Here is a 23,915-nt window from a genome sequence, read left to right as displayed (position 1 = left end):
AACGGAAGCCAAGTGGCTTCCGTTTTTTTATCGACAGAGAAAGGGAGGGAGAAATCATTAAGCGGTTAAGGTAACCATCAGATAGCCGTTGAGTGCCAGTACCAAAGTAACGATAACCATACCTGCGTAAGAGACCCATTTGTTGTTTTTGAACTCACCCATCAAGCGTTCGCTGTTGGTAAAGATAAGCAATGGGATAATCGCCAACGCAATACCAAAGCTCAACACCACTTGGCTCATCACCAAGATATCGGTAGTGTTCATGCCCAAACCAATCACCACAAACGAAGGTGCCATAGTAATAAAGCGTCGTACCCACATTGGAATAGAGAAGCGTACAAAACCTTGCATCACCACCTGACCTGCCATTGTGCCAACGACGGTAGAAGACAAGCCTGAAGCAATCAACGAAACACCAAACAACACAGATGCAGCTTTACCTACCAATGGTGTTAGCGTCATGTATGCCGTTTCAATTTCCGCCACATGTTGGTTGCCTGAGTAATGGAACACGGCAGCGGCCATCGCCACAATTGCGATATTCACAAAGCCTGCAATTACCATCGCAATCAACACATCAAAGCGAGTGGTACGAAGGCGAGTTTTGGTGCTTTCGCCATAGCTGTTTTTGAACAAAGCAGAATGAAGATAGATCACGTGAGGCATCACGGTCGCGCCTAGAATACCCGCAGCAAGATAGATTTGATGTGAATCCGTAAAGGTTGGCGTTAGTAGACCTTTCACCATTTCACCGCCCGCAGGGTGCGCAAAAAACAGTTCAGCAATGTAGATAACCGCGACCAGCATCAAAAGCGAACCAATCACGACTTCTAGCGGTTTTTGACCTTTCTGGTTAAGCATCAAAATCATCACGGTTGCTACCGCAGTGATCATCGCACCTTCCATTAAGCTAATTCCAAACACCAACTGAAAGCCGACTGCGGCACCGATAAACTCGGCAAGGTCTGTTGCTATCGCGATGATTTCAGCTTGGATCCAGTAGAAGCCCACCGCCCATTTATTTGGTAGGTGATCACGTAGATGCTCTGCTAGGTTTTTGCCTGTAACGATACCTAGCTTGGCGGATAAATACTGAATCAACATCGCCATTAGGTTTGCCCATAGCACTACCCAAAGTAGCTGGTAACCAAATGAAGATCCTGATTCAATATTTGTCGCAAAGTTGCCTGGGTCGATGTAACCAATCGCCGCAATGAACGCCGGGCCTAACATCAGCATTTTACGTTTGATTTTATTGAATGCCGAAACTTTTGATGTTGTGACGGCATCTAAATGTATGGATGCATTATTTATCGATACATTACTCATGGCGATATTCCTCTCTAGTCGATGAGAGAATCATACGCCCACCCAAATGAGAATCAATATCATTTAGGTGCACAAAAACGGTAATTAAGATTTCAACAATTAATTTTTAATTATCGATAAACAAAAGCTATCAAAGATTTCTGCTGAATTTGGGTTGCTATTACCCAAAAACAACAATGCCGCGTTAGACGCGGCATTGAAAGCGGGGGATGATTTCGATTACTTAGTCGCGACGGCCGCGCAATTGAATCGGTTGGTTGGAAGCGTCTGTTTGAATCATCACGCCACCGTAAGTAGCGTCATTACGACCTTTAAGAGTCAGGTTAGAATCCGCGCGCTCCACATTAACTTGGTTTGTTTGGCTAGTAGCCATATCAATGGTACCCGTGTATGAGCCATCGCCAGCGAATGCTACATTCATTGAACAAGCCATTAAGCCTACTAGTGCGATTAGTTTTTTCATACGTCACCTCGATTATTTGTGGTACATCGTTTCGATGAAGAAACTGTAGCAACAGTTCCAAAGTAGCACGAGGAAAACCCGAATTTACCAAATGGAAATCCTCGGTCAAAAAATGCTTTTCTGCCATAAACTTAGAATTGACCATCCCCTGTCTTTTTTTATAAGAGGCGGAGTTATGATGCCGTGGCAACGTTGGCTGGAGTAAAAGAATGACAATGAATCTAGATATGCAAAACGTCTTGGTATTAAAGCGCATGTATGAGCTGCGTAACGTTCGTTTAGTGGCAGAGTCGATGGGGAAAACCTCAGGTGCCATCAGTAAGAACTTAACCAAGATGAAAGCGCAACTGGACGATCCTTTGTTCATTCAAACCAAAAATGGCTTTGAACCGACCTCGTTTATTGAAGCCAACATGCCTCACTTTGAACAGATCCTCGCCAGTGCAGACGCCATTAAGCCACAACAGTTTTCACCAAATTTATTTACGGGCGAAGTTGCAATCTACGCCAACACACTGTTTTGGGATCGATTCGGTGACAAGCTTTATCTCGAACTACTTAAGCAAGCACCGCACGCCAGCTATGCCTTTTTAAGATGGGGGGCGGATGCGCGCAATCGCATCATTGAAGGTGAGAATGCCATTGCTATTCACTACTTTGATGAAGACCTGCCTCAATCCATCGCTCAAAAAGAACTTGGTCGAGGGAAAGCCGTCTTCTTTGTGAAAGAAGATCACCCTGCACAAGATTTTCAATCTTTAAGTGATTACACCTTTGTTCTGTTCAAAACACCGGGGTGGAACGATCACAAATACCCTCTTTTGGATCGATTGAGAAACATCGGTTTTCACGTTGAGCCCAAAGTTGAGATTGAGCACCCTGCGATGATTCACAGCATTATCATGAACACCGACCATTTCGGTATTACCATGAGTGGTAACGTTCCTGAATCATGTCGCAGTATCGAGCTACCAAACGGGCTGGAACTTGGCGTGAGCTTTGTGATGAGCTGCCGACGTTCTCAGCAGCATGACCCACAAAACCAATGGTTGTTTGACGTGATTCAATCCATCATTAAGCAGCATTCAAAGCCAGATTAAAATTTGATTTCGCCGAGTACCCCGAGCGTAATGGCTTGGTGATGCTTATTAATGTATTCAATATCTTGCAAGTAAGCGGTGTGGTGACAGTCCTCCATATTGGCTTGGAACTGAGCATCACCCTTCGCAGCCATTGACCGCATGTGGTCTACCAACGCCGTCAAACGCAACGTCATTACCTCAACTAACTCTTCACGCTCTAATCGAGTACAGCCATAAGCATCACAGAAGATCTTGGCTCTGCGAATTTGCTCCTCAAGCGTCCCCATCTTGTCGTCTTCATCAGTTTTGAACGGTGCCCAGCCATACACAGAAAAAGCGATGTCCCATATTCGAGGAGCTGGGTGAGCGGTATCAAAATCGAATACTCCCACCACAACATCGCCCTCTAGCGCAACGTTATAAGGCATAAAATCGCCATGGCAAATCACCTCTTTTGGAGAGCGTGAAGACAGCATCCAGTGATGGACATCTTGTGTATTGAGCTTGAGGAAACTTTCAGAGGCATCGTGAAAACGACGTAGTAGTTTAGCGGCGGATTTCAGCGCCATTAACGAGCTAATTGGCCCTTCTAGCGGGTAATTGTAAGTCTCGCCTTCAACGAAAGTCAGCAGCTCTTTTCCTCCCTCGATGGAGACGGCTTTTGGACACGCGGCAAAGCCGTGGCTGTGAAGATGTTGGAGTAATTGATGAACCGTCATCGTCCAATGACTGGCAGGCCGGCTAACGAGCTCTCCCTTTCGATAAATGGCATTCTCTCTGCCACCTTCTAACGCTTCCATTACAGCTCCTTGATGCTCAGAGCGTGCGCTCTGTGAGTGATGACGACATGAAACGTACTTCGTCATCTTAGCACCCGAACTTTACTCATGGAGGCTGATAATGTTTCAGATTGTTAGATAAATCACAGTTCGTTTCCGTCTTGTGATTGAGCCCTAATTGCGCTTCTAGACTTTGCCTCAACCACTCGATAAATGCTTTCACGTGCGGCCTTTCTTCACCGCGAACAATCATGTGATGCGCACCTCGGCTTGGCATCGACCAATCTCCGATTTGCACCAACGATCCTTGCTGAAGATGGTCCTCGACCAATAAGTCTCTTACAAGCAAAATGCCCAGTTGATTCACCGCAGCTTCGATCGCTAACAGAGAGTGCTCAAACTCTCCTGTTAGCTTCACCCCTTTACATTCAACACCTTGATACGCTAACCAACACTGCCACGTTTCTTGGTAGCCTCCCGTAGCCAACTTAGGCAAGCGAGCAAGATCAGATAAGTGAGAAATGGGATTCAGATGCAAAAAGCCTGGGCTTGCCACCACAATCCAGTTTTCTTGCGTCAGTTGAATGGCTTGCTGTGACTGCCAATCGCCATAACCGTTAATGATCTCCACATCAGCAATATCACTGTTGCTCGGCATTGCATTGGCCGTGGTAGAGACTTTAAAGCTCACTTTAGGGTGTTGACGATGGAAATCCGCCAGTCGTGGCATTAGCCATTGAGAGCAAAAGCTGTGTGCCACGTGTAACGTTAACTGCGCTTGCTTTTGTCGGGAGAAAAGATGTTGGGTTGCTGCAGAAAGACTCTGAAAGACGTGACTTACCACAGGTAAATAATCATGAGCAGCTTGAGTAAGATTGAGCTGAGCACCATTGCGTTCAAACAAGGTGGCATCTAAGTACACTTCGAGAGATTTAACTTGCTGACTGACCGCCGCACGGGTGACATTGAGCTCTTCTGCCGCCCTGGTGAAGCTTTGCAATCGAGCGGTTGCTTCAAACGCTTTGAGAGAATTGAGTGGCGGTAGGTTTTGCATATCAGGCTCCAGACGAACAAGTAAGAAAATACTATGACGGAGCTGTGACAGATAAATGAAGGGGAAACAAAAAAGCCAGCGTCAGACGCTGGCTTTTAAAGTTACTGATTCAATAATGAATTATTGAGCAGCTTCTTCAGTTTGGTATTGGAACGCAGGAACAACAACTTCTACACGACGGTTCTCTTCACGACCTTCGCGAGTTTCGTTGCTAGCTACTGGGTTAGCTTCGCCCATACCTTTAACAGTCATACGGTCTGCAGCGATACCTTCAGCTTGGAAGTGATCAGCAACTGCTTGTGCACGCTTCTCAGTTAGCTGTTGGTTGTAAGCTTCAGAACCAGTTGTGTCACTGTAGCCGTTGATTTCAACTTGAGCTTGTGGGTAAGTGTTCATTAGCTCTACAGTACCGTTGAACGCAGAAGCGTCTTGTAGTTCAGCGCTTTCTAGGCCGAATTGTACTGTTGCTGTTTGAGCTGGGTATTCGTTCTCAACGATGCGAGTCGCTGGACGAGTTTCCACTACTTCTTCTTGAACTACTGGCTCAGAACCGAACTTGTAGTTGAAGCCGATACCGAAGAAGTCAGCATCCATGTCGTCGATGATGTCATCAGACATGTCTTGGTAACGTTGGTACTCAGCGCGTAGGCTCCAGTTGTAGTTGATTTGGTATTCAGCACCTAGAGAGCCAGTTGGTACGAAATCTTTCTCGTCACCAGCCATCATGTATGCAGCACCTACTTTAGCAAATAGGTTCCAAGAATCAGTTAGAGGAAGGTTGAACTTAGGAGCTAGAGTTAGCGCCCATAGGTCACCGTCAACTGTGTTTAGGCCAGCTTTGTTGAAGTTAGCTGTGAAGTTACCTAGGTAATCAACACCGTATTCTGCTGCAACGTATTCGTTGAAGTTGTAACCAATGTGCATACCAGCTGCGAAGCTGTCGTCATCACATGGAGCGTCTAGGTGACATGCGTCGTTTAGAGCGTTGTAACCAAGTTTGCCGCCGATGTATGTATCAGCAAGAGCAACATTCGACATTACGCCACCAGCTAGAACGGTAGCCACTGCAAGAGCGATCTTTTTCATTATTTTTCCTTTATGCGAGGCGACCCGATTACTTTCCCCAGAAAAATCTGTTTTTAGGAAACTCAGAACCTACACTGTTTTCAAGTGATTAAAAACTACGCCAACAATCTCTATTAACGCATCATCATGCGACGCCTTAATCGGGATTCATCCATTAAGAGCGTTGGTTGGAATTTTGATGCACCCATCTGCCACGATATCACTGACGCCTTTAACCAGCACATCAGGAGTGAGAGATAACGATGAGCAAACCTCTGTAGGTACAAGATTCCGGGACGAAAATTATCCGGATTCTATCTTGTAATCACATAGCAACTAAAAAGTAATTTAATCGGCTGTGCCTACTTCAACCGCAAACTCTGGATCGGTAACCCTATGAGATGATATGAGTTTTGTGACAAGAATCTCGAAACGGACTTTAACAGAATAACTATCTCTAAAATAAATCATTATTTTTGTCGTCACGACAAAAAATTCTTATCGATACTCAGATAACCATCAGATATTGCAGATTTTTTGTTTAAAGCGCTTAGAAAGTAGTTCGTCAATAGAGAACGTGGAAAGAATAGTGGCAGAAAAGACAGCCCGCAAAGTACGGGCTGTGAACGAATTGCGTTAAATTTTGTCAGAGACCGCCAATGTTGCAGCCAAAACATCCTGTCCAAACAAGACACTACGCTCAGGAGACCAACCGTATAGAGGGTCTGGATGGTTGTTATTGTCTTTGAATGGCATCTCAATGGTGTAAGACAAACACTTGAATTGCTCTGCTACCCAGTTAGAGCCAACGGTTAGGTTCGCTTTACCCGGTTCATCTTTGTCGTAGCCGATCTCGTCTTGGAACTCTGGTGTAATCGTCAGAAGTGCTTGTTTAAACGCGTTTTCCAACTCAGCCATGCCTTCGTTATAAGAAGGAATACCTTCAGAGCCCGCCACAAAGTTGTAAGGGATAGCTTCATCACCATGAATATCTAGGAACATATCCACGCCAATTTCTAGCATGCGCTCACGAACCAAGAAGACTTCAGGACTCTTTTCCATTGATGGCGTTTGCCACTCACGGTTTAGGTTTACGCCAACCGCGTTAGTACGTAGGTGACCACGCACACCGCCGTCTGGGTTCATGTTTGGCACAACGTAAAGTACTGCTTTTTCAAGCAATGCGCGCGCAACCGTGTCGTTCTCATCAAGCAGACGTTGGATCATGCCTTCCATGAACCACTCCGCCATCGTCTCACCTGGGTGCTGACGTGCAATCATCCAGATTTTCTTTTTGCCTTCTTCTGGCTCACCGAAAGTAAGCAAGCTCATGTCATTGCCATCTAGCGTATGGCCAAGCGTCTCTAGTTGGCAGTGGTGCGCGCTTTGTGCCATGTGTAACAGGTCTAGGTGACGGTCGAACGTGTAAGGAGCAAAGTACGCGAAGTAAATTGAGCTGCGCTCAGGGATAACAGTGAAAGTCAGCGTGTCGCCATCGAACTCTGCCGGTACTCGGAACCACTCTTCACGATCGTAAGACGCAACCACGTCGTAACCTTGCCAACCTTCTGGGTAAGCCGATTTCGCAAGATCAAGAAGTTTGATGGTGTGTGATTGCTCGGCTTCTGTCTCTAGACGGAAGTGGAACCACTGGTAGAATTCCGACATGTTGTCGTTAGGAATTTTGAGTTGGATGTCGTTTTTGTCGTCCGCTTTCACTACGTGAATGCTGCCGCTGTCAAAGTTGCTGAATACTTTCATTTTATTACTCACCTTTTGCATCTGAGCTTGAAAGACTGAGGCTAACACAAAGGGAAGAGGTGCCTCTAACACTTTCACTTCTTCCCTATCCGTTTGCGATCAAAATATTCAGTTTAGTCGAGCTTATCCGCTTTGCCTGCTGGTCCCGCGAGTTTTGCTAGCCACTTATCCCAGATGAATGGCGTCTGCTCGTTATCTTCTGCTTCCTCTTTGCGACGTACCGCATTACGCACCATCATTGCTCCCGTCCATCGGAATGGCTCCGGCGGGAAATGCCCCAACGGCCCTTTGGCTAAACCGCTTTTCGTCCATTCATTCTCGATTCCCAATACCAACGAAGATAAGATTTTTCCGCCCATTCGAGTCTGCGCCACCCCATTACCTGAATAACCAAAGCCATAAAAGATATTGCTTTGGTTATCTAGCTCACCGAAGAATGGAAAACCAGTAGCAGAGCGGTCTGAACCACCCGTCCATGAATAAGCGAATTCAGCCCCTTTCAAACGCGGGAACAACTTATCGAACGACTTACGCAGTAGATCTTGATAGCGCGTTGGCTTGTTGAACATTGCGTTGACTTGGTTGTTGAAAGAGAACTGATTGCCGCCTTTCCCCAACATCAAACGGCCATCTGGCGTATCTCGGTAATAGTGGACGAAGATACGTGAATCCAACACGCTAGAGCCTGCCTGCCAACCAGATTGAGAGAGCGCGTCACCAAGCGGTTTGGTGATCACCATGTCGGAAGAGACCACCACGATACTGCTTTTGAATTGCTTAAACTGCTCCACCATCCACGCGTTTAATGCCAACACCACCTGCTGCGCTTGAATATTTCCTTTAGGTGTACAGACAGTGGCAGGTTTTCCATAATCTAAACGCGTCATCGGCGTGTTTTCATAGATCTCAACACCCAACTCCATTGCGACGCGTCTTAATCCTCTCGCCAATAAAGCAGGTTGAACGCTGGCTGCAACTGGAGAGTGAAAGCCCTCTATATTGCGCGGTGATCCCGCGTTAGCACGCAACTCCTCAGTTTGGCAATGGCGCCAACTATTCACTTTTAAACGCTTTAACTCGTCCACAACTGGCTGCATTCCCCCAGTTTGAGCCTGATTGGTTGCAGTGTAATAAACGCCTTTCAATGATAATTGCGCATCGATGTGGTGCTGCTGACAAAAGTCGTCAATCTCTAGCACTGCTTGTTCCGACTCTTTTACCAACCAAGCGGCGTGTTCTTCGCCGAATAAGCGTTTCAAGGTCGGAAACTTTGTCGACCAAGTCAGCATACAACCGCCGTTTGCACCTGATGCACCGCTGCCGCACAGGTCTTTTTCAATCACTACTACCTGTTTTTCCGGCGATTGCTGCTTGATCATGATCGCAGTCCAAAGACCTGTGTAACCACCGCCGACAATAGCGACATCTGCTTGGATATTTTGTTGAAGTGGCTTAGCGGTTTCTGGCTGCTCAATATCAAGCGCTTGCTTAAACCAATATGAAGGGTGAGTCATTCGATATCCTTTGTAAAAGTGACGCACACAACCGTGCTTTGTCACCACTTTACAAACCTACCGAATATTCAACGAGCTAGAAAAACTTACGCTGAGCGTTAGAAAATATTTATGAGATATTATATTTAAGAAACACATTCATCAGGAATATATATTTAATAATAAAAAAGGGGAGCAAATGCTCCCCAAAAATAATAGAACGAATATACAACAAGGATTAAACAGGCAATAGAGTTATAAATGCTAGCGAATAAATTAATTAACGATTACCAGGTTCACGCATGCGGTATTCGTATTTCACATTCAATATTGGTTGGTATGCGATTTGACCGTTATCTTGCAAGAATTCATCTACTGTTACTTTCGCATTAGTAATAGAGAAAGACTGGCGGTCTACGATATCAAATGAGCTTTTGAATTCGTCTCTTAGCTGCGCTGACGACTTGCTTTGATAGTTCTTAATCATTTCAAAGCCCATGTCGTAAGCGGCTTGTTTACTGTCGACAACATTACCATGAATGGTTCTGCTGTTATTAGTCCATTGGTAACCACCAGCAATAGCAGCGATTGGAGTAGCGGTTAATGCGATAAGACTTGCTAGAGTGATTAAACGTTTCATAATGTGCTCCTTACTTACCTTTTAAATATCGAGTTCCAAATACTCGATTAATGTAGGGTACGTATAGAGACCTATAGCGAGTCAGATTAATTTCAGAAAAACTTTAATTAATTTCCATTTTATTTTTAATTGACTGTTAGGCTCACTTTTGCTTTTAATAAAAAACCAAGTAAATCCGTAGATTAGCTTTTCTAGATAGCTTAATCAGACCATCTAAATTTTTTCTTGTCGGATTGAATATATCTAATCGCTATAAATAAGTGCGTTTTGGATATGACACTATGCTTCTCTCCTGTACGCGCTCTGACCGCGAATCCTGACACTCTCATACCAAGCCTTACAATACCTCACCACCCTTTTCTCATAGAATCCTAAGCAAAAGAACACTGTTCAAAACTAGTTACTGTCTGGCCGGAGTGAAGAACGGCTCACTTTGCTTTCTCCCTTTATGCGTTCGATACCTAACGCTCACAGCCACATGACAGACCCGACACTACTGGAAATGAGTTTGGAGTGAAATAACCATGAATAAATCCATCCTTCACCACAGCAAAACCATTTACTCGGATGAGTATGCTGAGATTTATCATCCAATCTGGACATACCGTATCAAGTTCATTGCTCGTGCGTTGTTCTATCGAAAGTCATTTAAGTATCTGGCAGACAACATTGAGGCTTCACTGCTGGAGATGCTATGTACGCGCACTCATCGATTCTTAGAAAAACCATTTCGTCCGTATATCGTAAAAAATAGCCCTGCGATTGATCGTTCAGCGCTTGTGGTTGATCACTACAACACAGTGTCGGAACTCGTCTCGCCTGATCTGATGAAACAGATCTATACCGATGCTAAGGGACTCACTCTGATGACCTTTGAGATCGAGGATATTCTCTACACGGTCAGATTGGTTTATGAAGCTCGCTACCAAAAAGAAGGCGACATGAGCTTGGTATTACACAGCCAAGAAGACGGCAACTTCTATACTCTGTCGTTCACATTGGGACACGAGAACGGCGCTCGAAGCATCATGATTGGTGGCTTACAAGGCCCGCGCAGCAAAGAAACTAGCAATGAAAAAATCAAAAAGCTGACTCGTAAACTTTACGGTCAGCGTCCAAAAAGCTTGATGGTCAGTCTGCTGGATCTTCTTGCTCAGATTTGGGGCGTCGAAACCATTCTTGCAGTGAAAACCCAGTCACACACTTATGCCGCTAAACGTTATAGCAAAGGACGAATCAAAACGGATTACGACGCATTGTGGAAGGAACTTGGCGGTACTGAGTACGACCGCAACTTCTACTCACTCACAGTGAATGCGCCGCGCCGTGATCTCGAAGGTATGTCGCGATCTAAACGTTCGATGTACCGTCGTCGTTATGAATGGCTAGACAACACCAAAGCAACATTCGAACAAGTACTAAGAAACTAAAAAGCTAAAAAGCTGAGGAGAAACGTTCATGCGTTATTCATTCGTTACTGCTCTGGTGTTGTCGACTCTTTCCCTATCGGCGAACGCAAGTACAAGCAAGCACATCATAGGCACGAACCTAGGTTATGGCGGTGTAAGCTATGACGCCCCCGCAAGTGAAGAATCCGGTGATATGTTTCTTGGTGAAGTTTATTACCGATACATGCCGACCCAAAACTTCGGGATTGAAGCGGGCTTAAAAGGGGCGTTTGATGGTATTGGCTCAACGCTGTTAAGCCCAATTTCGGAGGTTACCGACACGAGCTTTTCTGGCCCACGCTTAAGCGGCTATGCCAGCTATCCACTTGGTGCTGGTTTCGAACTTTACGGTAAAGCAGGTATGACGCTCTACACCCTTGAGTACACTTACAAGGTGAATGGACAGAGCCGAAACATTGAACACACTAGCGTTGGCGGTGAAGCGGCGACAGGATTAGGATGGAGCTACAAGCACTTTGGTTTGAATGCTGAGTATGTGTACTCAAAGAACAGTGATTTTGATTCCGGTGGCGTGATGTTCGGCGCTCAATTGCGTTTCTGACGTCCCTTATACTCCTACCCTTCCCAAAAACTAAAAAAGAAAAAGGCTGCGATGGCCTGAGTCGCTGCCTTTTTCTTTCATCAATATGAGTCAGTTCGTCAACGCAAGAATGATCCCCGCCACGATAGAAGTAACGCCAAGCCCTCGGGTGAGATACCATTTCTCAGACAGAAACCAAATCCCCATAAACAACCCAAACACAATGCTGATTTGCCTTAGTGCCACCACCAAACTCACGTTGTCGGTCATGGTCATCGCAAACAACACCAAGCCGTAGGTTGATGCCATCATTACCCCTGCCATGCTGGCTGTTTTGCGGATCTGCCACGCTGTCTTAATCTCATCTGGCTTACCTGTAACCAAGCACCACACAAGGGCAGGAATACCAATTGCCCAAAACTGCACGCCCAAGTAGAAGATTGCGCTGTACTGATCATTCAAGATCTCTGACGCTTGCCCTGTGAGTAAACTCAGCGCTTCTTTATCGACCACCGAGTAACCCGTTGTGCCTATTGCAGCAATCAATGCCCAGAACACACCGACATTCAAATAAGAACTCAACGTCATTTGACGAAAATTCGTCAGTGGCACTAGCATACAACCAAGGGTAATCAGCAAGAACCCAAGCCACTGCTGACTGGATAATTCATGCCCCAATGCAACACTGATTGCGCCGACCATCATCACAGGCAGTGCCCGAGCAATCGGATAAACCACCCCCACATCAGCGTGCTTATAAGCGACAATCAAACCGACCAAATAAACCATTTGTGAAATGCCGCTAATGAACAGCAATCCCCAAAATTCACTCGGTAATGATGTCCAGCCAATGGTCGCCAAATACCAAATCAAATAAGGGGTAAGAATGGCACAGGCAGAGAAGCTGGCCGCCATAGTAAACGCGAGTCCAGAGCCTGAGTTGCTTTTACCAAGGATATTCCAGCCCGCATGGAGAACAGCAGAAAAAACGACGAGACCAATCGCCAACAAATCCATTTCAATGTTCCTGTCTGAATAAAGTAAAGGCTCCGAGATGGAGCCTTAGGTAATGAGAAAATCCACTTAACGATTGAGTTCCGCCAGAGATTCAATGCTGATGGCATCGTGTCGCCAATACTCGATATCGCAATCAATCAACTCACCGTGCTGGTTATAGTTGATGCGCTCCACCACCATCGCTGGCGTGCCGGCTGTCGCGCGCAATGCTTGAGCCATTTCACCCAACAAAGTGCTGGTTGAAATGCGGTAGCGAATCTTTTGATATGTAACGCCATAATGATCGCGATAAATGTCCGTCAGCGAATTTGATAAATCGTAGTCCAACAGGTTCGGAAACAGCTCTGGGCGAATGTAGTTTGTTACGAATACCACAGGTCTGTCTTCAAGGTATCGCACACGGTCGACTCGATACACATCCGAGAAAGGCTGCAAGTCCAGCAAGCGCGCCGCTTGTTTGTTTGCCAACGTCCCTTTTGCTGCGACCAACTCCGTTTTTGGCACACGATTTTGCGCTTTCGCCATGTTCGGGAAGTTCAGAGTTTGGGTTGGATCGTAACGCAATGGCTCAGGTGAGATAAACCAACCTCGGCGATCTTCGCGATAGATTCGACCTTCCGCTTCTAGCAGTGATAAAGCTTCACGCAGAGTGACGCGTGTAGTATCGAACGACTCCGCCAACTTACGCTCTGCTGGCAGTTTTTGACGCGGCGATAGCATGCCCGCTTCAATCTGTTCAACAATCGAATCTTTAATTTTTACGTATTGCACGAAGTGTCCTTATCTTTTGCGCCAAGCTTGTGTGCGATTCTCTAACAATTTACCCAAAGTCATCTGAACAATCTTCGCAATTGCGGCAGCAATCATGATCATCACCGCCATTGCCGCAGCAGCGCCAGTTTGACCTGCATCGTCCATATTCAGAATCGAGACCGAAGCCGGAATCGTATCGGTTGAGTAAAGGAATACTACCGCAGAAGTGGTGGTCAATGCATTAACAAACAAGTAAGTCGCAATGTCCAAAATCGCAGGTAAACACACAGGTAATGTCACTTTAAAGAACAACTTGTATTGAGGAAGCTTCACCGACGCCGCCGTGGCTTCAATCTCTGATGGCAACTGCTTTAGCGCTGTAAGGGCTGTCATGTGCCCCACGGTGTAGTAATGCACTACCGTGTTAATCACCAAGAATGCCATGGTGCCATAAAGCACATTCAGAGGATTATTGGCATCGTTGAAGTAAAAGATGTAACCCAAGCCAAGCACCATACCCGGAACCGCCATTGGCACCACGCTGAGCATTTGCATCACTTGGCGAATTGGACCAAACGCACGCCCTTTCTCAATGCAGTAAGCACCGACAAAGATGATGGCTGTACCAATAACTGCCGTCCAACTTGCCAGCGTTAGCGAGTTGAAGAATGGGCTCCAACCATAAGTGCTCATTTCAGCAAAATTGTAATTGTTTAGCGTCAGCGCTTTGTTCCAAGGCCAGAATGTAACTAGCGAGCCATACACCGCCATGCCTAGCACTGCCAACACTGCGATAGAAATGATGCTGCAGTAAACCAAACAAATGCTGTCGCGCGCTTTGTTAGGTTCTGGCTGATAAGGCACCGAGCGAGTGTCGAATAAGCTCTTTTGTTTTTTCTGTACCCAGCGGTCTGCACCAAATGCTATTACCGCAGGGAATAACAACATAATGCTGGTCACCGCACCCATGGCAAAGTTTTGTTGTCCCACAACTTGCTTGAAGATGTCAGTCGCCAGGACGTTATAGCTGCCACCAATCACTTTCGGCACACCAAAGTCCGTGATAACCAGTGTAAAGACGACGATAAGCGTACTGATCAAACCGTATTTCGCCGCAGGTAACGTCACCATAAAGAAGGTTTTTATTGGTGAGGTCTTCAGTGCGCGGGCTGCTTCATACAAGCGGGCATCAGAAGTGCGCAGCGAAGTAGTTAAAATCATCAATGCATGAGGAAAGGTCCAGAAAATCAAACCCATCGAGATACCAATCACGCCGTAAATCGAGTTTCCTAACAACATCTCTTTGGCAATGCCTTGATTACCGAAAAGGAAGATCAAACTGATCGCCGGCAACAACGAAGGCGCAAGAATTGGCGCAGTGCCTAGGATTTGAAACAAACCTTTAAACGGCATACATGAACGAGTCAGCGCGTAGGCATAACCAAACGCAAGCACACCCACTACCGAGGTCACAATCACGCCCAAAGTGAAGGTGTTGCCCACCGACACCCACAAGCTTGAAGAAGAAAAGTACGTCGCAAAGTTTGCCAATCCGACAAATTCGCCATTGGCATTTTGCACACTCTTGGTCAACATTGCCCAAAGCGGCATCAAGATGAACAGCACCATCATGGTCGACAAACCAGCGAGCAAACCAAACAACACAAGGTTGTCGCGGCTAACACGTCCGAGTAAGGATTTTGCTTTGTCTTGTGTGGTCAGGCTATTCATCGTCATTGTCTTCGCATCCATGTTTACACCTACGCTGCTAGCGCTTTATCAACCGAGGGCACGGCGTAACCATGCAGCCCTTCTTCAGCAAACTGGATGTAACGTACATCGCCCGCCTTGATATTGAGTTTTTGAACCGTTTCCACAGGCACATCCACTACGACGGTTTTCGTTGAGCTGTCGTTTTGCAATACACAATCAATGCGGAAAAACGCCCCTAGAAACTCGGTTGCGGTAACTCGCACAGGTAAAGAGTTGTTGTAGTTTTCAACGAACTTGATACTTTCAGGACGCACCGCAAGGTCAAAGCGGTCACCACGTTGAACCTTACGATTGGTTAAGCTTGGCGCTGGCATCAAGGTTTCAGCAATGCGCACTTGGGAGTCCGTTGCTACTGAGGTTTCAATAAAGTTCATGCTGCCGACAAACTCAGCGACAAAGCGCGTGGCTGGTTGTTGGTAGATCTCTTGAGGTGTGCCGACTTGCTCAATCACACCATGGTTCATTACCACGATACGATCCGCCATCGACAACGCTTCATCCTGATCGTGTGTAACCATGATGGTGGTGATGCCAAGCTTACGTTGCAGCTTACAAATCTCGTCACGTAAGTGAACACGCACTTTTGCATCCAGCGCTGACAGCGGCTCATCAAGTAGCAGTAGACCCGGAGACAACGCCAATGCGCGAGCAAGTGCCACACGCTGCTGCTGACCACCAGAAAGTTGGTTAGGGAATTTCTCGCCAGAGGTTGGAAGACCAATGGTTTCTAGCCAGTAGTCCACCTTCTCTAACGCTTCTTTGGTAGACATTCCTTGGTTCTTCAAACCCACCGCAATGTTCTCTTGCACAGTTAGGTTCGGAAACAGCGCGTAAGATTGGAATACGATGCCGAAATCGCGCTTCTCTGGTGGTAGGAATGTGGTCTCTTGACCGTTTTGAAAAATCGCACCAGACGTTGGCAAGTCTAAACCTGCAATGGCACGTAGCAGAGTGGTTTTACCGCAGCCAGAAGGACCAAGAAAACAAACGAACTCGCCCTTTTCAATCGCTAGCGAGATTTTCTTTAATGCAGTGAACTGTCCGAATTGCTTCACTACATTTTCGATATTTAGGTAATGTTGGTTAGTTGACATAACACACGCTCCAAATGGTATATACCAACTTTAGTTTTGGAGTGTTACGTTCCAATGACAAATTTATAGCCAGAAGATGACAAATAGATGAAGGGTGATGAGGTTTGTTTCTACGCTTGCAACCCCTCCAACTCCCCCTTCTCTCGACATGCTTTGCCACGTATTTGAATGTGGTTATCAAGGAGGAGAGCTGTTCTTTTCTGCGGTAAGCTCTGTTCTTTCCCAACGTAATTCTGAAGGAGTCTAGGCGAGTATTCAGAATCTACTTGAAGCGCGTTGGATGTTGCATTGTGAATTAAATTATCCGTGAATACAGAACCAGTCTCTCCCCTTTACCAGCATGACTATTGTAGTCCCTTAAAGTTGAAGCCAACGGGAGGTTAGGTGGGGTTGATGGTTTAACGTTAGATGTTTCCAACCCCCTCCAACTCCCCCTTCTCTCGACATGGTTTGCCAAGCATTTGAATGCGGTTATCAAGGGGGAGAGCTGTTCTTTGCTGCGGTGAACTCTGTGCTTTCCCAACGTCATTCTGAAACAGCCTAGGCAAGTATTCAGAATCTACTTGAAGCGCGTTGGATGTTGCATTGTGAATTGAACTATCCGCGAATGTAGAACCAGTCCCTCCCCTTTACCAGCGTGACTGTTGTAGTCCCCAGAAGTTAAAGCCAAGGGGAGGTTAGGTGGGGTTGCTGCTTTAAGGCTTTTGACTCTCGCCTCTTCCAAAAACAAAAAATCCACCTCAACCGAGGTGGATTTCAGTATTCCACTCAAAACAAATTCGATTAAGACTTTGGCTCTGATTTCGCGTCGAACTTCTCAGACCAAGCCGCTAGAATCTCTGCACGCTTGCTGCCCATTTGCGCGAAATCCATCTTCGCCATGTTCTCTTGAACGTTCGGGAAGTTAGACACAGTCGCTTTCACTTCTTTATGTGCAACCACTGGGTACATTTCTACGTAAAGCTCGTTTGCTGCTTTAGAGATTGACCAGTCGACAACGCGCTTCGCTGCATCAGACTCTTTTACTAGACCAACGGCTTCAGATTCCCAGCCAATGCCTTTTGGTGTGATAACCGCTAGTGGTGCACCTTGTGTTTTCAGCTTCGCGCCGCGGCTCGCCATCGAGATACCGATAGCCACTTCACCCATACCCGCTTGAACACATGGCTTAGAGCCAGAGTGCGTGTAGTGTGCAATGTTCTTGTCTAAGTCACGCATGTAGTTCCATGCCTGATCTTCACCCATGTTTTGTAGCCAAGCAGAAACCTGCATGTAGCCAGTGCCTGAAGACGCTGGGTTCGGCATTGCAATGTGACCTTTGTAAACCGGCTTCGTTAGGTCTTCCCATGACGTTGGTTTAGGCAGGTTAAGTTGTTTCGCTACCGCTTCGTTGAAACAAACTGCGTTAAAGAATGCATCGTTACCGAACCAAGCTTGGTTTGATTGAGGGTCGTTTAGATTCGCGTGCAGCTCTTCCAAACCTTTTGGTGTGTAAGGCTTAAGAAGACCCTCATCTTTAAGCAGTGCCATTGACGAGCCAGCAAGACCCCAAACCACTTCCGCTTGAGGGTTGTTCTTTTCTGCCAGCAATTTCGCCGTCATGATACCGGTGGAATCGCGAACCCACTTAATCTTGATATCTGGGTTATCTTTCTCAAACGCAGACTTGTATTTCGCAAGAATGTCAGTTTCGAAAGCGGTGTAAACCGTGACTTCCTGTGCTGCCATTGCATTCGTAGCTAGCAGAGAGACAAGTGCAGCCAGCGATCCTTTCATCAAACGGTTTTTCATCATTTTCTCCAGTTAATTTGGCTAAGTTTTCATTTGGTCTGTACCAGTTGACGATATACACCCTACTGAGCCTTTGTGACGAAATCATGACCATTAAATGGCAGTTTTACGAAAATTTGCGATGAATAATCGTTCAATTGATCCGCCATTTTCTGGATATTAAAGTTTTATGAAATTGGATATTCGCCTATTTACTGCCCTTTTCTTCCTCGTTAGAGTGAACTCGAAATTTGGTGTAGACCAATTAGCCTATTCTAATGGAAATCGAGATGAAAAACGAATACCTACTACTGACTCCAGGTCCTCTATCTACTTCTGAAACGGTACGTGAAGCCATGCTAAAAGACTGGTGTACTTGGGATGACGAATACAACAAAGACATCGTAGAAGTGATCCGCACTAAGCTTGTAAAACTGGCGACGGAGCAAGACGGCTACACCAGCGTACTAATGCAAGGTAGCGGCACCGCATCAGTAGAAGCAACGATTGGCAGCGCCATTGGCAAAGATGGAAAATTGTTGGTAGTCGACAACGGTGCTTACGGTGCGCGTATCGCTCAGATCGCTGATTACCTAAATATTCCATGCCATGTAGTTTCCCCAGGCGAAACATCACAGCCACACTTGAACGAGGTGGAAACTGCATTGGCATCGGACCCTGCGATCACACACGTGGCGATTGTTCACTGTGAGACAACCACTGGCATGCTTAACCCAATTAAGGCATTTGCTTCTGCGGCAAAAGCACACGGCAAAGTGGTGATTCTCGATGCCATGTCGAGCTTTGGTGGCATTCCTATCGATATCGCTGAGCTAGGCATCGATTTTATGATCAGCTCTGCAAACAAATGTATTCAAGGCGTACCGGGTTTTGGCTTTGTGATTGCAAAACAAACTGAGCTCGAAAAGTGCCAAGGTCAGGCACGTTCTTTAAGCCTTGATCTTTACGACCAGTGGCATTGCATGGAAGTGAACCACGGCAAATGGCGTTTTACGTCTCCAACGCACACGGTTCGCGCTTTCTACCAAGCATTGTTAGAACTGGAACAAGAGGGCGGCATTGATGCTCGTCATCACCGTTACCAAACTAACCAGAAAACACTGGTTGCAGGTATGCGTTCTCTGGGTTTCGAACCACTACTGAGTGATGACCTTCACTCGCCAATCATCACTTCTTTCTACTCTCCAACGCACAGTGATTACCAGTTCAAAGCGTTCTACACACGTTTGAAAGAGCAGGGCTTCGTGATCTATCCGGGTAAGGTATCGAACGCAGATTGCTTTCGTATCGGCAACATTGGTGAAGTTTACCCAGCAGATATCGAGCGCTTAATCGGTGCAATTGAAAAAGCAATGTACTGGCAAGTTGCGTAAAGCGACCTTCTGATTGAGAGAGCGTTATGACTCAGAATATCAAACCGACCCATTTCCGTAGTGAAGGCGATGTCAACACGACACCAGCGCGCCAAGCTTGGAATGCATCGATGGACGACGAACGCACGCAAACATTATTGAAGCGTGATTCGGAAGTCTTTCTTCATCAAGCCATGTCGACACCTTGCTTAGATATCTTGGAAGCAGCGGAAGGCATCTATATCCAAGATGCTACCGGCAAAAAGTACATGGACTTTCATGGCAATAACGTCCACCAGCTAGGCTATGGTCATCCGCATGTGATTAAACGTGTGCAAGAGCAAATTGCCAAACTGCCGTTTTCACCGCGTCGTTTTACCAATGAAACCGCGATTGAATGTGCCGAAAAACTCACACAAATCTGTGGCGGCGAATTGAACCGCGTGCTGTTTGCTCCGGGTGGCACATCTGCGGTTGGTATGGCTCTTAAATTAGCACGCCACATCACGGGCAACTACAAGGTGGTGTCGTTGTGGGACTCCTTCCACGGCGCATCATTGGATGCCATTTCAGTAGGTGGCGAAGCGTGTTTCCGCCAAGGCATGGGACCATTAATGGCAGGCGTTGAGCGCATTCCACCAGCTGTATCTTACCGAGGCGCTTTCCCAGTTGCCGACGGTAGCGATGTGCACTATGCCGACTACCTTGAGTACGTGATTGAGAAAGAAGGTGGCGTGGGCGCGTTTATCGCAGAGGCGGTTCGCAACACGGATGTTCAAGTGCCAAGTAAAGCCTATTGGAAACGCATCCGTGAAATCTGTGACAAACACAATGTCATGCTGATCATCGACGACATCCCAAACGGCATGGGTCGCAGTGGTGAATGGTTTACCTACCAAGCCTACGACATCGAGCCAGATGTGCTCTGCATCGGTAAAGGTTTGGGTGGTGGCTTAGTGCCTATCGCAGCCATGGTAACCAAAGACAAATACAACACCGCCGAGCAAATCTCAATGGGTCATTACACTCATGAGAAAAGCCCTATCGGTTGTGCTGCGGCACTGGCAACCATGGAAGCTATTGAGCAAGACGGCTTGCTAGATAAAGCCAAAGCCGACAGCCAGTTCATGCGTGAAAAGCTGCTAGAGATGAAAGCCAAATACCCAGTGATTGGTGATGTGCGTGGCATTGGCATGTTGTGGGGTATTGAGTTGGTCACTGACCACGAAAGCAAAGCACGCGCGTATGACGAAGCGGAAGCTGTGTTGTACCAATGCCTCAACAACGGAGTGAGTTTCAAGGTATCGCAAGGTAACGTGATTCAACTCAGCCCACCGCTGATCATCACTCACGAACAGCTGACAGAAGCGTTGGCAATTTTCGAAGAAGCGATCGCCAAAGTGTGCAAAGACTTTAACTACTTCTAACCTCAACAAAAACCAATTTACCCAGAGCGCGGTTCCAACGTGTAGGCAAGCGCTCTGGCAAGCAAGAAAAAGGATTGAACATGAGCAACTCACCAATTCAAGCAGTGATCTTTGACTGGGCTGGCACTATCGTAGATTTCGGCTCTTTTGCACCAACCAGCATCTTTGTGGAAGCGTTCAAACAAGGCTTTGACTTTGAAATCGACCTAGAAGAAGCACGTGAACCAATGGGGCTTGGTAAGTGGGATCACATCCAAGCTGTGGGTCGTATTCCTGCGGTTGATAAGCGTTGGAATGAGAAGTTTGGTCGCTCAATGACCAGCGAGGACATCGACGCTATCTACGCAGCATTTATGCCTCTGCAAAAAGCAAAAGTGGCTGACCATGCAGACCCAATCCTTAATGCGATTGAAGTTGTGAACGGTCTGAAAGACAAAGGCATCAAGATCGGTTCTTGTTCTGGTTACCCTCGCGAAGTGATGAACGTGCTGATTCCAGTGGCAGCGGATTACGGTTACAAGCCAGATTACGTAGTAGCAACGGATGACCTACCTCAAGGTGGTCGCCCTGCACCATTTATGGCACTGAAAAACGTGATTGAGCTGAATGTTACCGACGTTAACGCGTGTATCAAAGTGGATGACGCCGCACCGGGCATCGATGAAGGTCACAACGCCGGTATGTGGACCGTTGGCTTGCTGCTTTCTGGTAACGAAGCAGGTCTAACGTTTGAAGAATACCAAGCCGCGGACAAAGCAACGCTTGATGCCGCTCGTGAAAAAGCGCGTGCAAAATTGCTCAAGAGCTCGCCGCATTACCTCATCGACACCATTGTTGACTTCCCAGAAGTGGTTGCAGATATCGAACGTCGCCTAGCGGCAGGTGAGCGTCCGTAGTCGAGAATCACTGTTCTAACGCATAAAAAACTCTCTAGCATTGAGAGGTTTTTTTATGCGTTTTGTCGCTAACCAAATCAAGTTAGTTGATCGCAGTACTCGCTCGGCGTTTTAGCTTAAAGCCCATGTCCGTTGCATGCTCTACAGGCTCACCTTTAATGGCTTGCAGTAACTTATCTGCGGCTTTCGTCCCCATACGTTCGTAATCGAATTCCGCGCAGGTCAAACTTGGGTAGGCGTGCTCACCCATGGAAGAGCCTTCCAAACAGATAATCGCAATGTCGGTCGGGACTTTCAGCACTCGGCGGTGACACTCAAACAATGCGCCAATCGCAATCTCTTCATGGCTACATACCAGAGCATTCAAACTTGAATCGCGCAGCAATAGTTTTGCCAATCCTTCCGCACCTAATTGTGAAGATGGTGCTTCGTGCGTGGTTAAAAAATGGTCCGGCGCAAGGTAGTTCTCAATCATCGCGCTTTGCCAGCCGTGTAGCTTACGTTGCAAAGTGGAGTGATCGCCGCGCGCACCAATGAAGCCCACGTTCTTGAAGCCTTGTTCAATCACATGCTTGGTACAGGCTTTACCCACCTCAAAATGGTCAACACCGATATTGAGATAACTGGCTTTCGAACTTAACTCAGCAATTTCCAATACTGGTGTGTTCGAGGCTTCCAAAAGTTGATTGGTTCGTTGGCTGTGTTCATTACCAAACAACACCACTCCGGCTGGACGGCTCTCAAGAAATGTCGAAAGCAGTTTCTCTTCTTGTTCTACCGAGTAGTCGCTGTAGCCAAGCAGCAACTGATAACCCGCTTTGTTCAACGCTTGTTGAAAGCTCGGTAAGAAAAGCGCGCACGCTTTTTCAAACAGGGAAGGAATGATAAGAGCGATGGAGTAACTTTCAGCAGACGCCAAAGCCCCTGCCGCTTTATTCGGGATATAGCCGAGCTCATCAACCACTTGTTGAATCTTTTCTCTCAGCTTGTCAGATACTAGCTCGGGCGTTCGTAATGCTCGCGACACCGTCATGGTGCCTACGCCGGCTTTTTTAGCGACGTCCGCCAAGGTGACATTGCCAGTACTTCTTCGTTTGCGAGGTTCGCTCATTGTTCTTATTTAGTGTTCTCTATTTTCTGCCGCGACATCTTACCACAGCGTTTTATTGGTTTTGATATTAGCGCATTAGAAGTCGATCACAAGCATATGAAACTCGGATGACTGATAAAAATGGTAGCGCTATCACAATTTATGATAGCGCTATCAGATAGCGCTACCATTTGTGATCATCCTCAGGTTTTTCTGACAAATTGATCGATAAAGTACCCATCAACAAAACAACAAACCGGAAAGATCCAATGCTACGTGAACTGATTACCTCTGATGTGATTCGCATCCATTCTGATGCTACTGACTGGAAAGATGCGGTGAGCAAATCCTGTGAAGCACTGATTGAAAATGGCGCGATTGAGCCAAGCTACGTGGACGCTATTTACCGCTCACACGAAGAGCTCGGTCCTTACTACGTGGTAGGTCCTGGTATGGCAATGCCACACGCTCGCCCTGAAGATGGCGTTAACCGTTTGTCTCTTGCAATCACAGTGATTCAAAGCGGCGTGAACTTCGATTCTGAAGGTAACGACCCAGTGAAAATGCTGGTTACGCTAGCCGCGACAGACAGTAACTCGCACGTGGATGCGATTTCTAAACTGGCTGAGTTGTTTATGAATGAAGAGCATGTAGAAGCGATCTGCACCGCTCAAAACACACAAGATGTTCTCGCGATCATCGAAAAATACTAACTCCTGATGTGCCCTTCAAAATGGGCATACACCCCTATAAAAAGAAAAGGTCTGAATTATGAAAATTATGGTTGTTTGCGGTCACGGTCTTGGTACTAGCCTAATGATGGAAATGAGCATCAAAGGCATCGTGAAAGAATTGAATGTAAACGCAGAAGTGGATCATATCGATCTAGGTTCTGCAAAAGGTACGGATTGTGACATCTTCATCGGTACTAACGACATCGTTGAACAGTTGAATGCACTTGGTGTTGAACCACGCATCGTTGCGCTTGATAACATGGTCGACAAAGTGGCAATGAAAGAGCGTCTATCTGTGGCACTTCAAGAGCTTGGCGCTCTATAAGGTGGCGT

21 protein-coding genes and 1 pseudogene are annotated in these 23,915 nt (G+C 46.6%); 8 read left to right on the top strand and 14 right to left on the bottom strand.

Annotation, left to right across the window (positions count from 1 at the left end; all coding sequences use genetic code 11):
* Positions 1-57 precede the first annotated feature (57 nt).
* Positions 58-1,329, bottom strand: coding sequence for an Nramp family divalent metal transporter (locus tag KJB05_RS19560; protein WP_208443993.1), 1,272 nt, complete (start codon positions 1,327-1,329; stop codon positions 58-60).
* 223 nt (positions 1,330-1,552) lie between these two features.
* The gene (locus tag KJB05_RS19555) at positions 1,553-1,792 is read right to left on the bottom strand and encodes a hypothetical protein (RefSeq protein ID WP_009705043.1); all 240 of its coding nucleotides are present in this window, start codon (positions 1,790-1,792) and stop codon (positions 1,553-1,555) included.
* A gap of 209 nt (positions 1,793-2,001) precedes the next feature.
* On the opposite strand from KJB05_RS19555, the gene KJB05_RS19550 reads away from it, so the two are divergent.
* Positions 2,002-2,892, top strand: a complete 891-nt coding sequence (locus tag KJB05_RS19550; RefSeq protein WP_208443994.1) for a LysR family transcriptional regulator — start codon at positions 2,002-2,004, stop codon at positions 2,890-2,892.
* Here the strand turns inward: KJB05_RS19550 and KJB05_RS19545 are convergent.
* From KJB05_RS19545 to KJB05_RS19520, 6 genes and pseudogenes are all read right to left on the bottom strand, one after another.
* The gene (locus tag KJB05_RS19545; RefSeq protein ID WP_244142875.1) at positions 2,889-3,674 is read right to left on the bottom strand and encodes a phosphotransferase; all 786 of its coding nucleotides are present in this window, start codon (positions 3,672-3,674) and stop codon (positions 2,889-2,891) included. The genes KJB05_RS19550 and KJB05_RS19545 overlap by 4 nt on opposite strands.
* Before the next feature lie 166 nt (positions 3,675-3,840).
* Positions 3,841-4,707: pseudogene (locus KJB05_RS19540) on the bottom strand (LysR substrate-binding domain-containing protein); the annotation flags it as partial.
* A 120-nt stretch (positions 4,708-4,827) separates the two neighbouring features.
* Positions 4,828-5,793, bottom strand: a complete 966-nt coding sequence (locus KJB05_RS19535) for an OmpA family protein (protein WP_045413387.1) — start codon at positions 5,791-5,793, stop codon at positions 4,828-4,830.
* 615 nt (positions 5,794-6,408) lie between these two features.
* Positions 6,409-7,533, bottom strand: a complete 1,125-nt coding sequence (locus KJB05_RS19530; RefSeq protein WP_208443996.1) for a M14-type cytosolic carboxypeptidase — start codon at positions 7,531-7,533, stop codon at positions 6,409-6,411.
* Positions 7,534-7,646: 113 nt separating this feature from the next.
* Positions 7,647-9,047 (bottom strand): FAD-dependent oxidoreductase, encoded by a 1,401-nt coding sequence (locus KJB05_RS19525; protein WP_208443997.1) that lies wholly within the window; start codon positions 9,045-9,047, stop codon positions 7,647-7,649.
* A gap of 259 nt (positions 9,048-9,306) precedes the next feature.
* Positions 9,307-9,666 (bottom strand): DUF3316 domain-containing protein, encoded by a 360-nt coding sequence (locus KJB05_RS19520; RefSeq protein WP_005442378.1) that lies wholly within the window; start codon positions 9,664-9,666, stop codon positions 9,307-9,309.
* 524 nt (positions 9,667-10,190) lie between these two features.
* On the opposite strand from KJB05_RS19520, the gene KJB05_RS19515 reads away from it, so the two are divergent.
* A complete protein-coding gene (locus KJB05_RS19515) occupies positions 10,191-11,096 on the top strand; it encodes a VirK/YbjX family protein (protein WP_208443998.1) in 906 nt (301 codons plus the stop codon).
* A 28-nt stretch (positions 11,097-11,124) separates the two neighbouring features.
* A complete protein-coding gene (locus tag KJB05_RS19510; RefSeq protein WP_208443999.1) occupies positions 11,125-11,676 on the top strand; it encodes an outer membrane beta-barrel protein in 552 nt (183 codons plus the stop codon).
* Between the two features lie 90 nt (positions 11,677-11,766).
* Here the strand turns inward: KJB05_RS19510 and KJB05_RS19505 are convergent, their stop codons facing one another.
* The 5 genes from KJB05_RS19505 to KJB05_RS19485 form a co-directional block, all read right to left on the bottom strand.
* Positions 11,767-12,672, bottom strand: a complete 906-nt coding sequence (locus KJB05_RS19505) for an EamA family transporter (RefSeq protein ID WP_208444000.1) — start codon at positions 12,670-12,672, stop codon at positions 11,767-11,769.
* A 66-nt stretch (positions 12,673-12,738) separates the two neighbouring features.
* Positions 12,739-13,443 carry a phosphonate utilization transcriptional regulator PhnR gene (gene phnR / locus KJB05_RS19500; RefSeq protein ID WP_005442366.1) on the bottom strand — a complete coding sequence of 235 codons (705 nt, stop codon included), beginning with the start codon at positions 13,441-13,443 and terminating at the stop codon, positions 12,739-12,741.
* Positions 13,444-13,452: 9 nt separating this feature from the next.
* The gene (locus tag KJB05_RS19495) at positions 13,453-15,177 is read right to left on the bottom strand and encodes a putative 2-aminoethylphosphonate ABC transporter permease subunit (RefSeq protein ID WP_208444001.1); all 1,725 of its coding nucleotides are present in this window, start codon (positions 15,175-15,177) and stop codon (positions 13,453-13,455) included.
* 8 nt (positions 15,178-15,185) lie between these two features.
* Complete coding sequence (locus tag KJB05_RS19490) at positions 15,186-16,292, bottom strand: putative 2-aminoethylphosphonate ABC transporter ATP-binding protein (RefSeq protein ID WP_208444002.1); 1,107 nt, start codon at positions 16,290-16,292, stop codon at positions 15,186-15,188.
* 783 nt (positions 16,293-17,075) lie between these two features.
* A complete protein-coding gene (locus KJB05_RS19485) occupies positions 17,076-18,086 on the bottom strand; it encodes a putative 2-aminoethylphosphonate ABC transporter substrate-binding protein (protein WP_005384363.1) in 1,011 nt (336 codons plus the stop codon).
* A gap of 266 nt (positions 18,087-18,352) precedes the next feature.
* Here KJB05_RS19485 and phnW point away from each other — a divergent pair, with 266 nt between their 5' ends.
* The 3 genes from phnW to phnX all read left to right on the top strand — a co-directional run bounded on the left by phnW (position 18,353) and on the right by phnX (position 21,758).
* Positions 18,353-19,456 carry a 2-aminoethylphosphonate--pyruvate transaminase gene (phnW, locus tag KJB05_RS19480; protein WP_208444003.1) on the top strand — a complete coding sequence of 368 codons (1,104 nt, stop codon included), beginning with the start codon at positions 18,353-18,355 and terminating at the stop codon, positions 19,454-19,456.
* Positions 19,457-19,482: 26 nt separating this feature from the next.
* On the top strand, positions 19,483-20,862 hold the full coding sequence (locus tag KJB05_RS19475; protein WP_208444004.1) for an aspartate aminotransferase family protein: 1,380 nt from the start codon (positions 19,483-19,485) through the stop codon (positions 20,860-20,862).
* An 80-nt stretch (positions 20,863-20,942) separates the two neighbouring features.
* Positions 20,943-21,758, top strand: a complete 816-nt coding sequence (phnX, locus tag KJB05_RS19470; RefSeq protein WP_208444005.1) for a phosphonoacetaldehyde hydrolase — start codon at positions 20,943-20,945, stop codon at positions 21,756-21,758.
* A gap of 82 nt (positions 21,759-21,840) precedes the next feature.
* On the opposite strand, the gene KJB05_RS19465 is transcribed toward phnX, so the two are convergent.
* Positions 21,841-22,869: a LacI family DNA-binding transcriptional regulator gene (locus KJB05_RS19465; protein ID WP_005442357.1), complete on the bottom strand. Its 1,029-nt coding sequence runs from the start codon at positions 22,867-22,869 to the stop codon at positions 21,841-21,843.
* 248 nt (positions 22,870-23,117) lie between these two features.
* Between KJB05_RS19465 and KJB05_RS19460 the strand changes: the two genes are divergently transcribed.
* Together KJB05_RS19460 and KJB05_RS19455 are read left to right on the top strand one after the other, a co-directional pair.
* Positions 23,118-23,561 carry a PTS sugar transporter subunit IIA gene (locus KJB05_RS19460; protein WP_038898189.1) on the top strand — a complete coding sequence of 148 codons (444 nt, stop codon included), beginning with the start codon at positions 23,118-23,120 and terminating at the stop codon, positions 23,559-23,561.
* Between the two features lie 58 nt (positions 23,562-23,619).
* The gene (locus KJB05_RS19455) at positions 23,620-23,907 is read left to right on the top strand and encodes a PTS sugar transporter subunit IIB (RefSeq protein WP_005374080.1); all 288 of its coding nucleotides are present in this window, start codon (positions 23,620-23,622) and stop codon (positions 23,905-23,907) included.
* Positions 23,908-23,915: the final 8 nt, after the last annotated feature.

The sequence above is a fragment of the Vibrio sp. B1ASS3 genome, from assembly GCF_905175355.1.
Lineage (GTDB): Bacteria > Pseudomonadota > Gammaproteobacteria > Enterobacterales > Vibrionaceae > Vibrio > Vibrio owensii.
The sequence above is the reverse complement of the archived record's forward strand: the minus strand, read 5'-3'. Positions and strand labels throughout refer to the sequence as shown.

Bases quoted from the DNA above. Each gene is read 5' to 3' on its own strand.
- KJB05_RS19560 (WP_208443993.1), bottom strand. From the start codon at position 1,329: ATGAGTAATGTATCGATAAATAATGCATCCATACATTTAGATGCCGTC.
- KJB05_RS19555 (WP_009705043.1), bottom strand. From the start codon at position 1,792: ATGAAAAAACTAATCGCACTAGTAGGCTTAATGGCTTGTTCAATGAAT.
- KJB05_RS19550 (WP_208443994.1), top strand. From the start codon at position 2,002: ATGACAATGAATCTAGATATGCAAAACGTCTTGGTATTAAAGCGCATG.
- KJB05_RS19545 (WP_244142875.1), bottom strand. From the start codon at position 3,674: ATGGAAGCGTTAGAAGGTGGCAGAGAGAATGCCATTTATCGAAAGGGA.
- KJB05_RS19535 (WP_045413387.1), bottom strand. From the start codon at position 5,793: ATGAAAAAGATCGCTCTTGCAGTGGCTACCGTTCTAGCTGGTGGCGTA.
- KJB05_RS19530 (WP_208443996.1), bottom strand. From the start codon at position 7,533: ATGAAAGTATTCAGCAACTTTGACAGCGGCAGCATTCACGTAGTGAAA.
- KJB05_RS19525 (WP_208443997.1), bottom strand. From the start codon at position 9,047: ATGACTCACCCTTCATATTGGTTTAAGCAAGCGCTTGATATTGAGCAG.
- KJB05_RS19520 (WP_005442378.1), bottom strand. From the start codon at position 9,666: ATGAAACGTTTAATCACTCTAGCAAGTCTTATCGCATTAACCGCTACT.
- KJB05_RS19515 (WP_208443998.1), top strand. From the start codon at position 10,191: ATGAATAAATCCATCCTTCACCACAGCAAAACCATTTACTCGGATGAG.
- KJB05_RS19510 (WP_208443999.1), top strand. From the start codon at position 11,125: ATGCGTTATTCATTCGTTACTGCTCTGGTGTTGTCGACTCTTTCCCTA.
- KJB05_RS19505 (WP_208444000.1), bottom strand. From the start codon at position 12,672: ATGGATTTGTTGGCGATTGGTCTCGTCGTTTTTTCTGCTGTTCTCCAT.
- KJB05_RS19495 (WP_208444001.1), bottom strand. From the start codon at position 15,177: ATGGATGCGAAGACAATGACGATGAATAGCCTGACCACACAAGACAAA.
- KJB05_RS19490 (WP_208444002.1), bottom strand. From the start codon at position 16,292: ATGTCAACTAACCAACATTACCTAAATATCGAAAATGTAGTGAAGCAA.
- KJB05_RS19485 (WP_005384363.1), bottom strand. From the start codon at position 18,086: ATGATGAAAAACCGTTTGATGAAAGGATCGCTGGCTGCACTTGTCTCT.
- phnW (WP_208444003.1), top strand. From the start codon at position 18,353: ATGAAAAACGAATACCTACTACTGACTCCAGGTCCTCTATCTACTTCT.
- KJB05_RS19475 (WP_208444004.1), top strand. From the start codon at position 19,483: ATGACTCAGAATATCAAACCGACCCATTTCCGTAGTGAAGGCGATGTC.
- phnX (WP_208444005.1), top strand. From the start codon at position 20,943: ATGAGCAACTCACCAATTCAAGCAGTGATCTTTGACTGGGCTGGCACT.
- KJB05_RS19465 (WP_005442357.1), bottom strand. From the start codon at position 22,869: ATGAGCGAACCTCGCAAACGAAGAAGTACTGGCAATGTCACCTTGGCG.
- KJB05_RS19460 (WP_038898189.1), top strand. From the start codon at position 23,118: ATGCTACGTGAACTGATTACCTCTGATGTGATTCGCATCCATTCTGAT.
- KJB05_RS19455 (WP_005374080.1), top strand. From the start codon at position 23,620: ATGAAAATTATGGTTGTTTGCGGTCACGGTCTTGGTACTAGCCTAATG.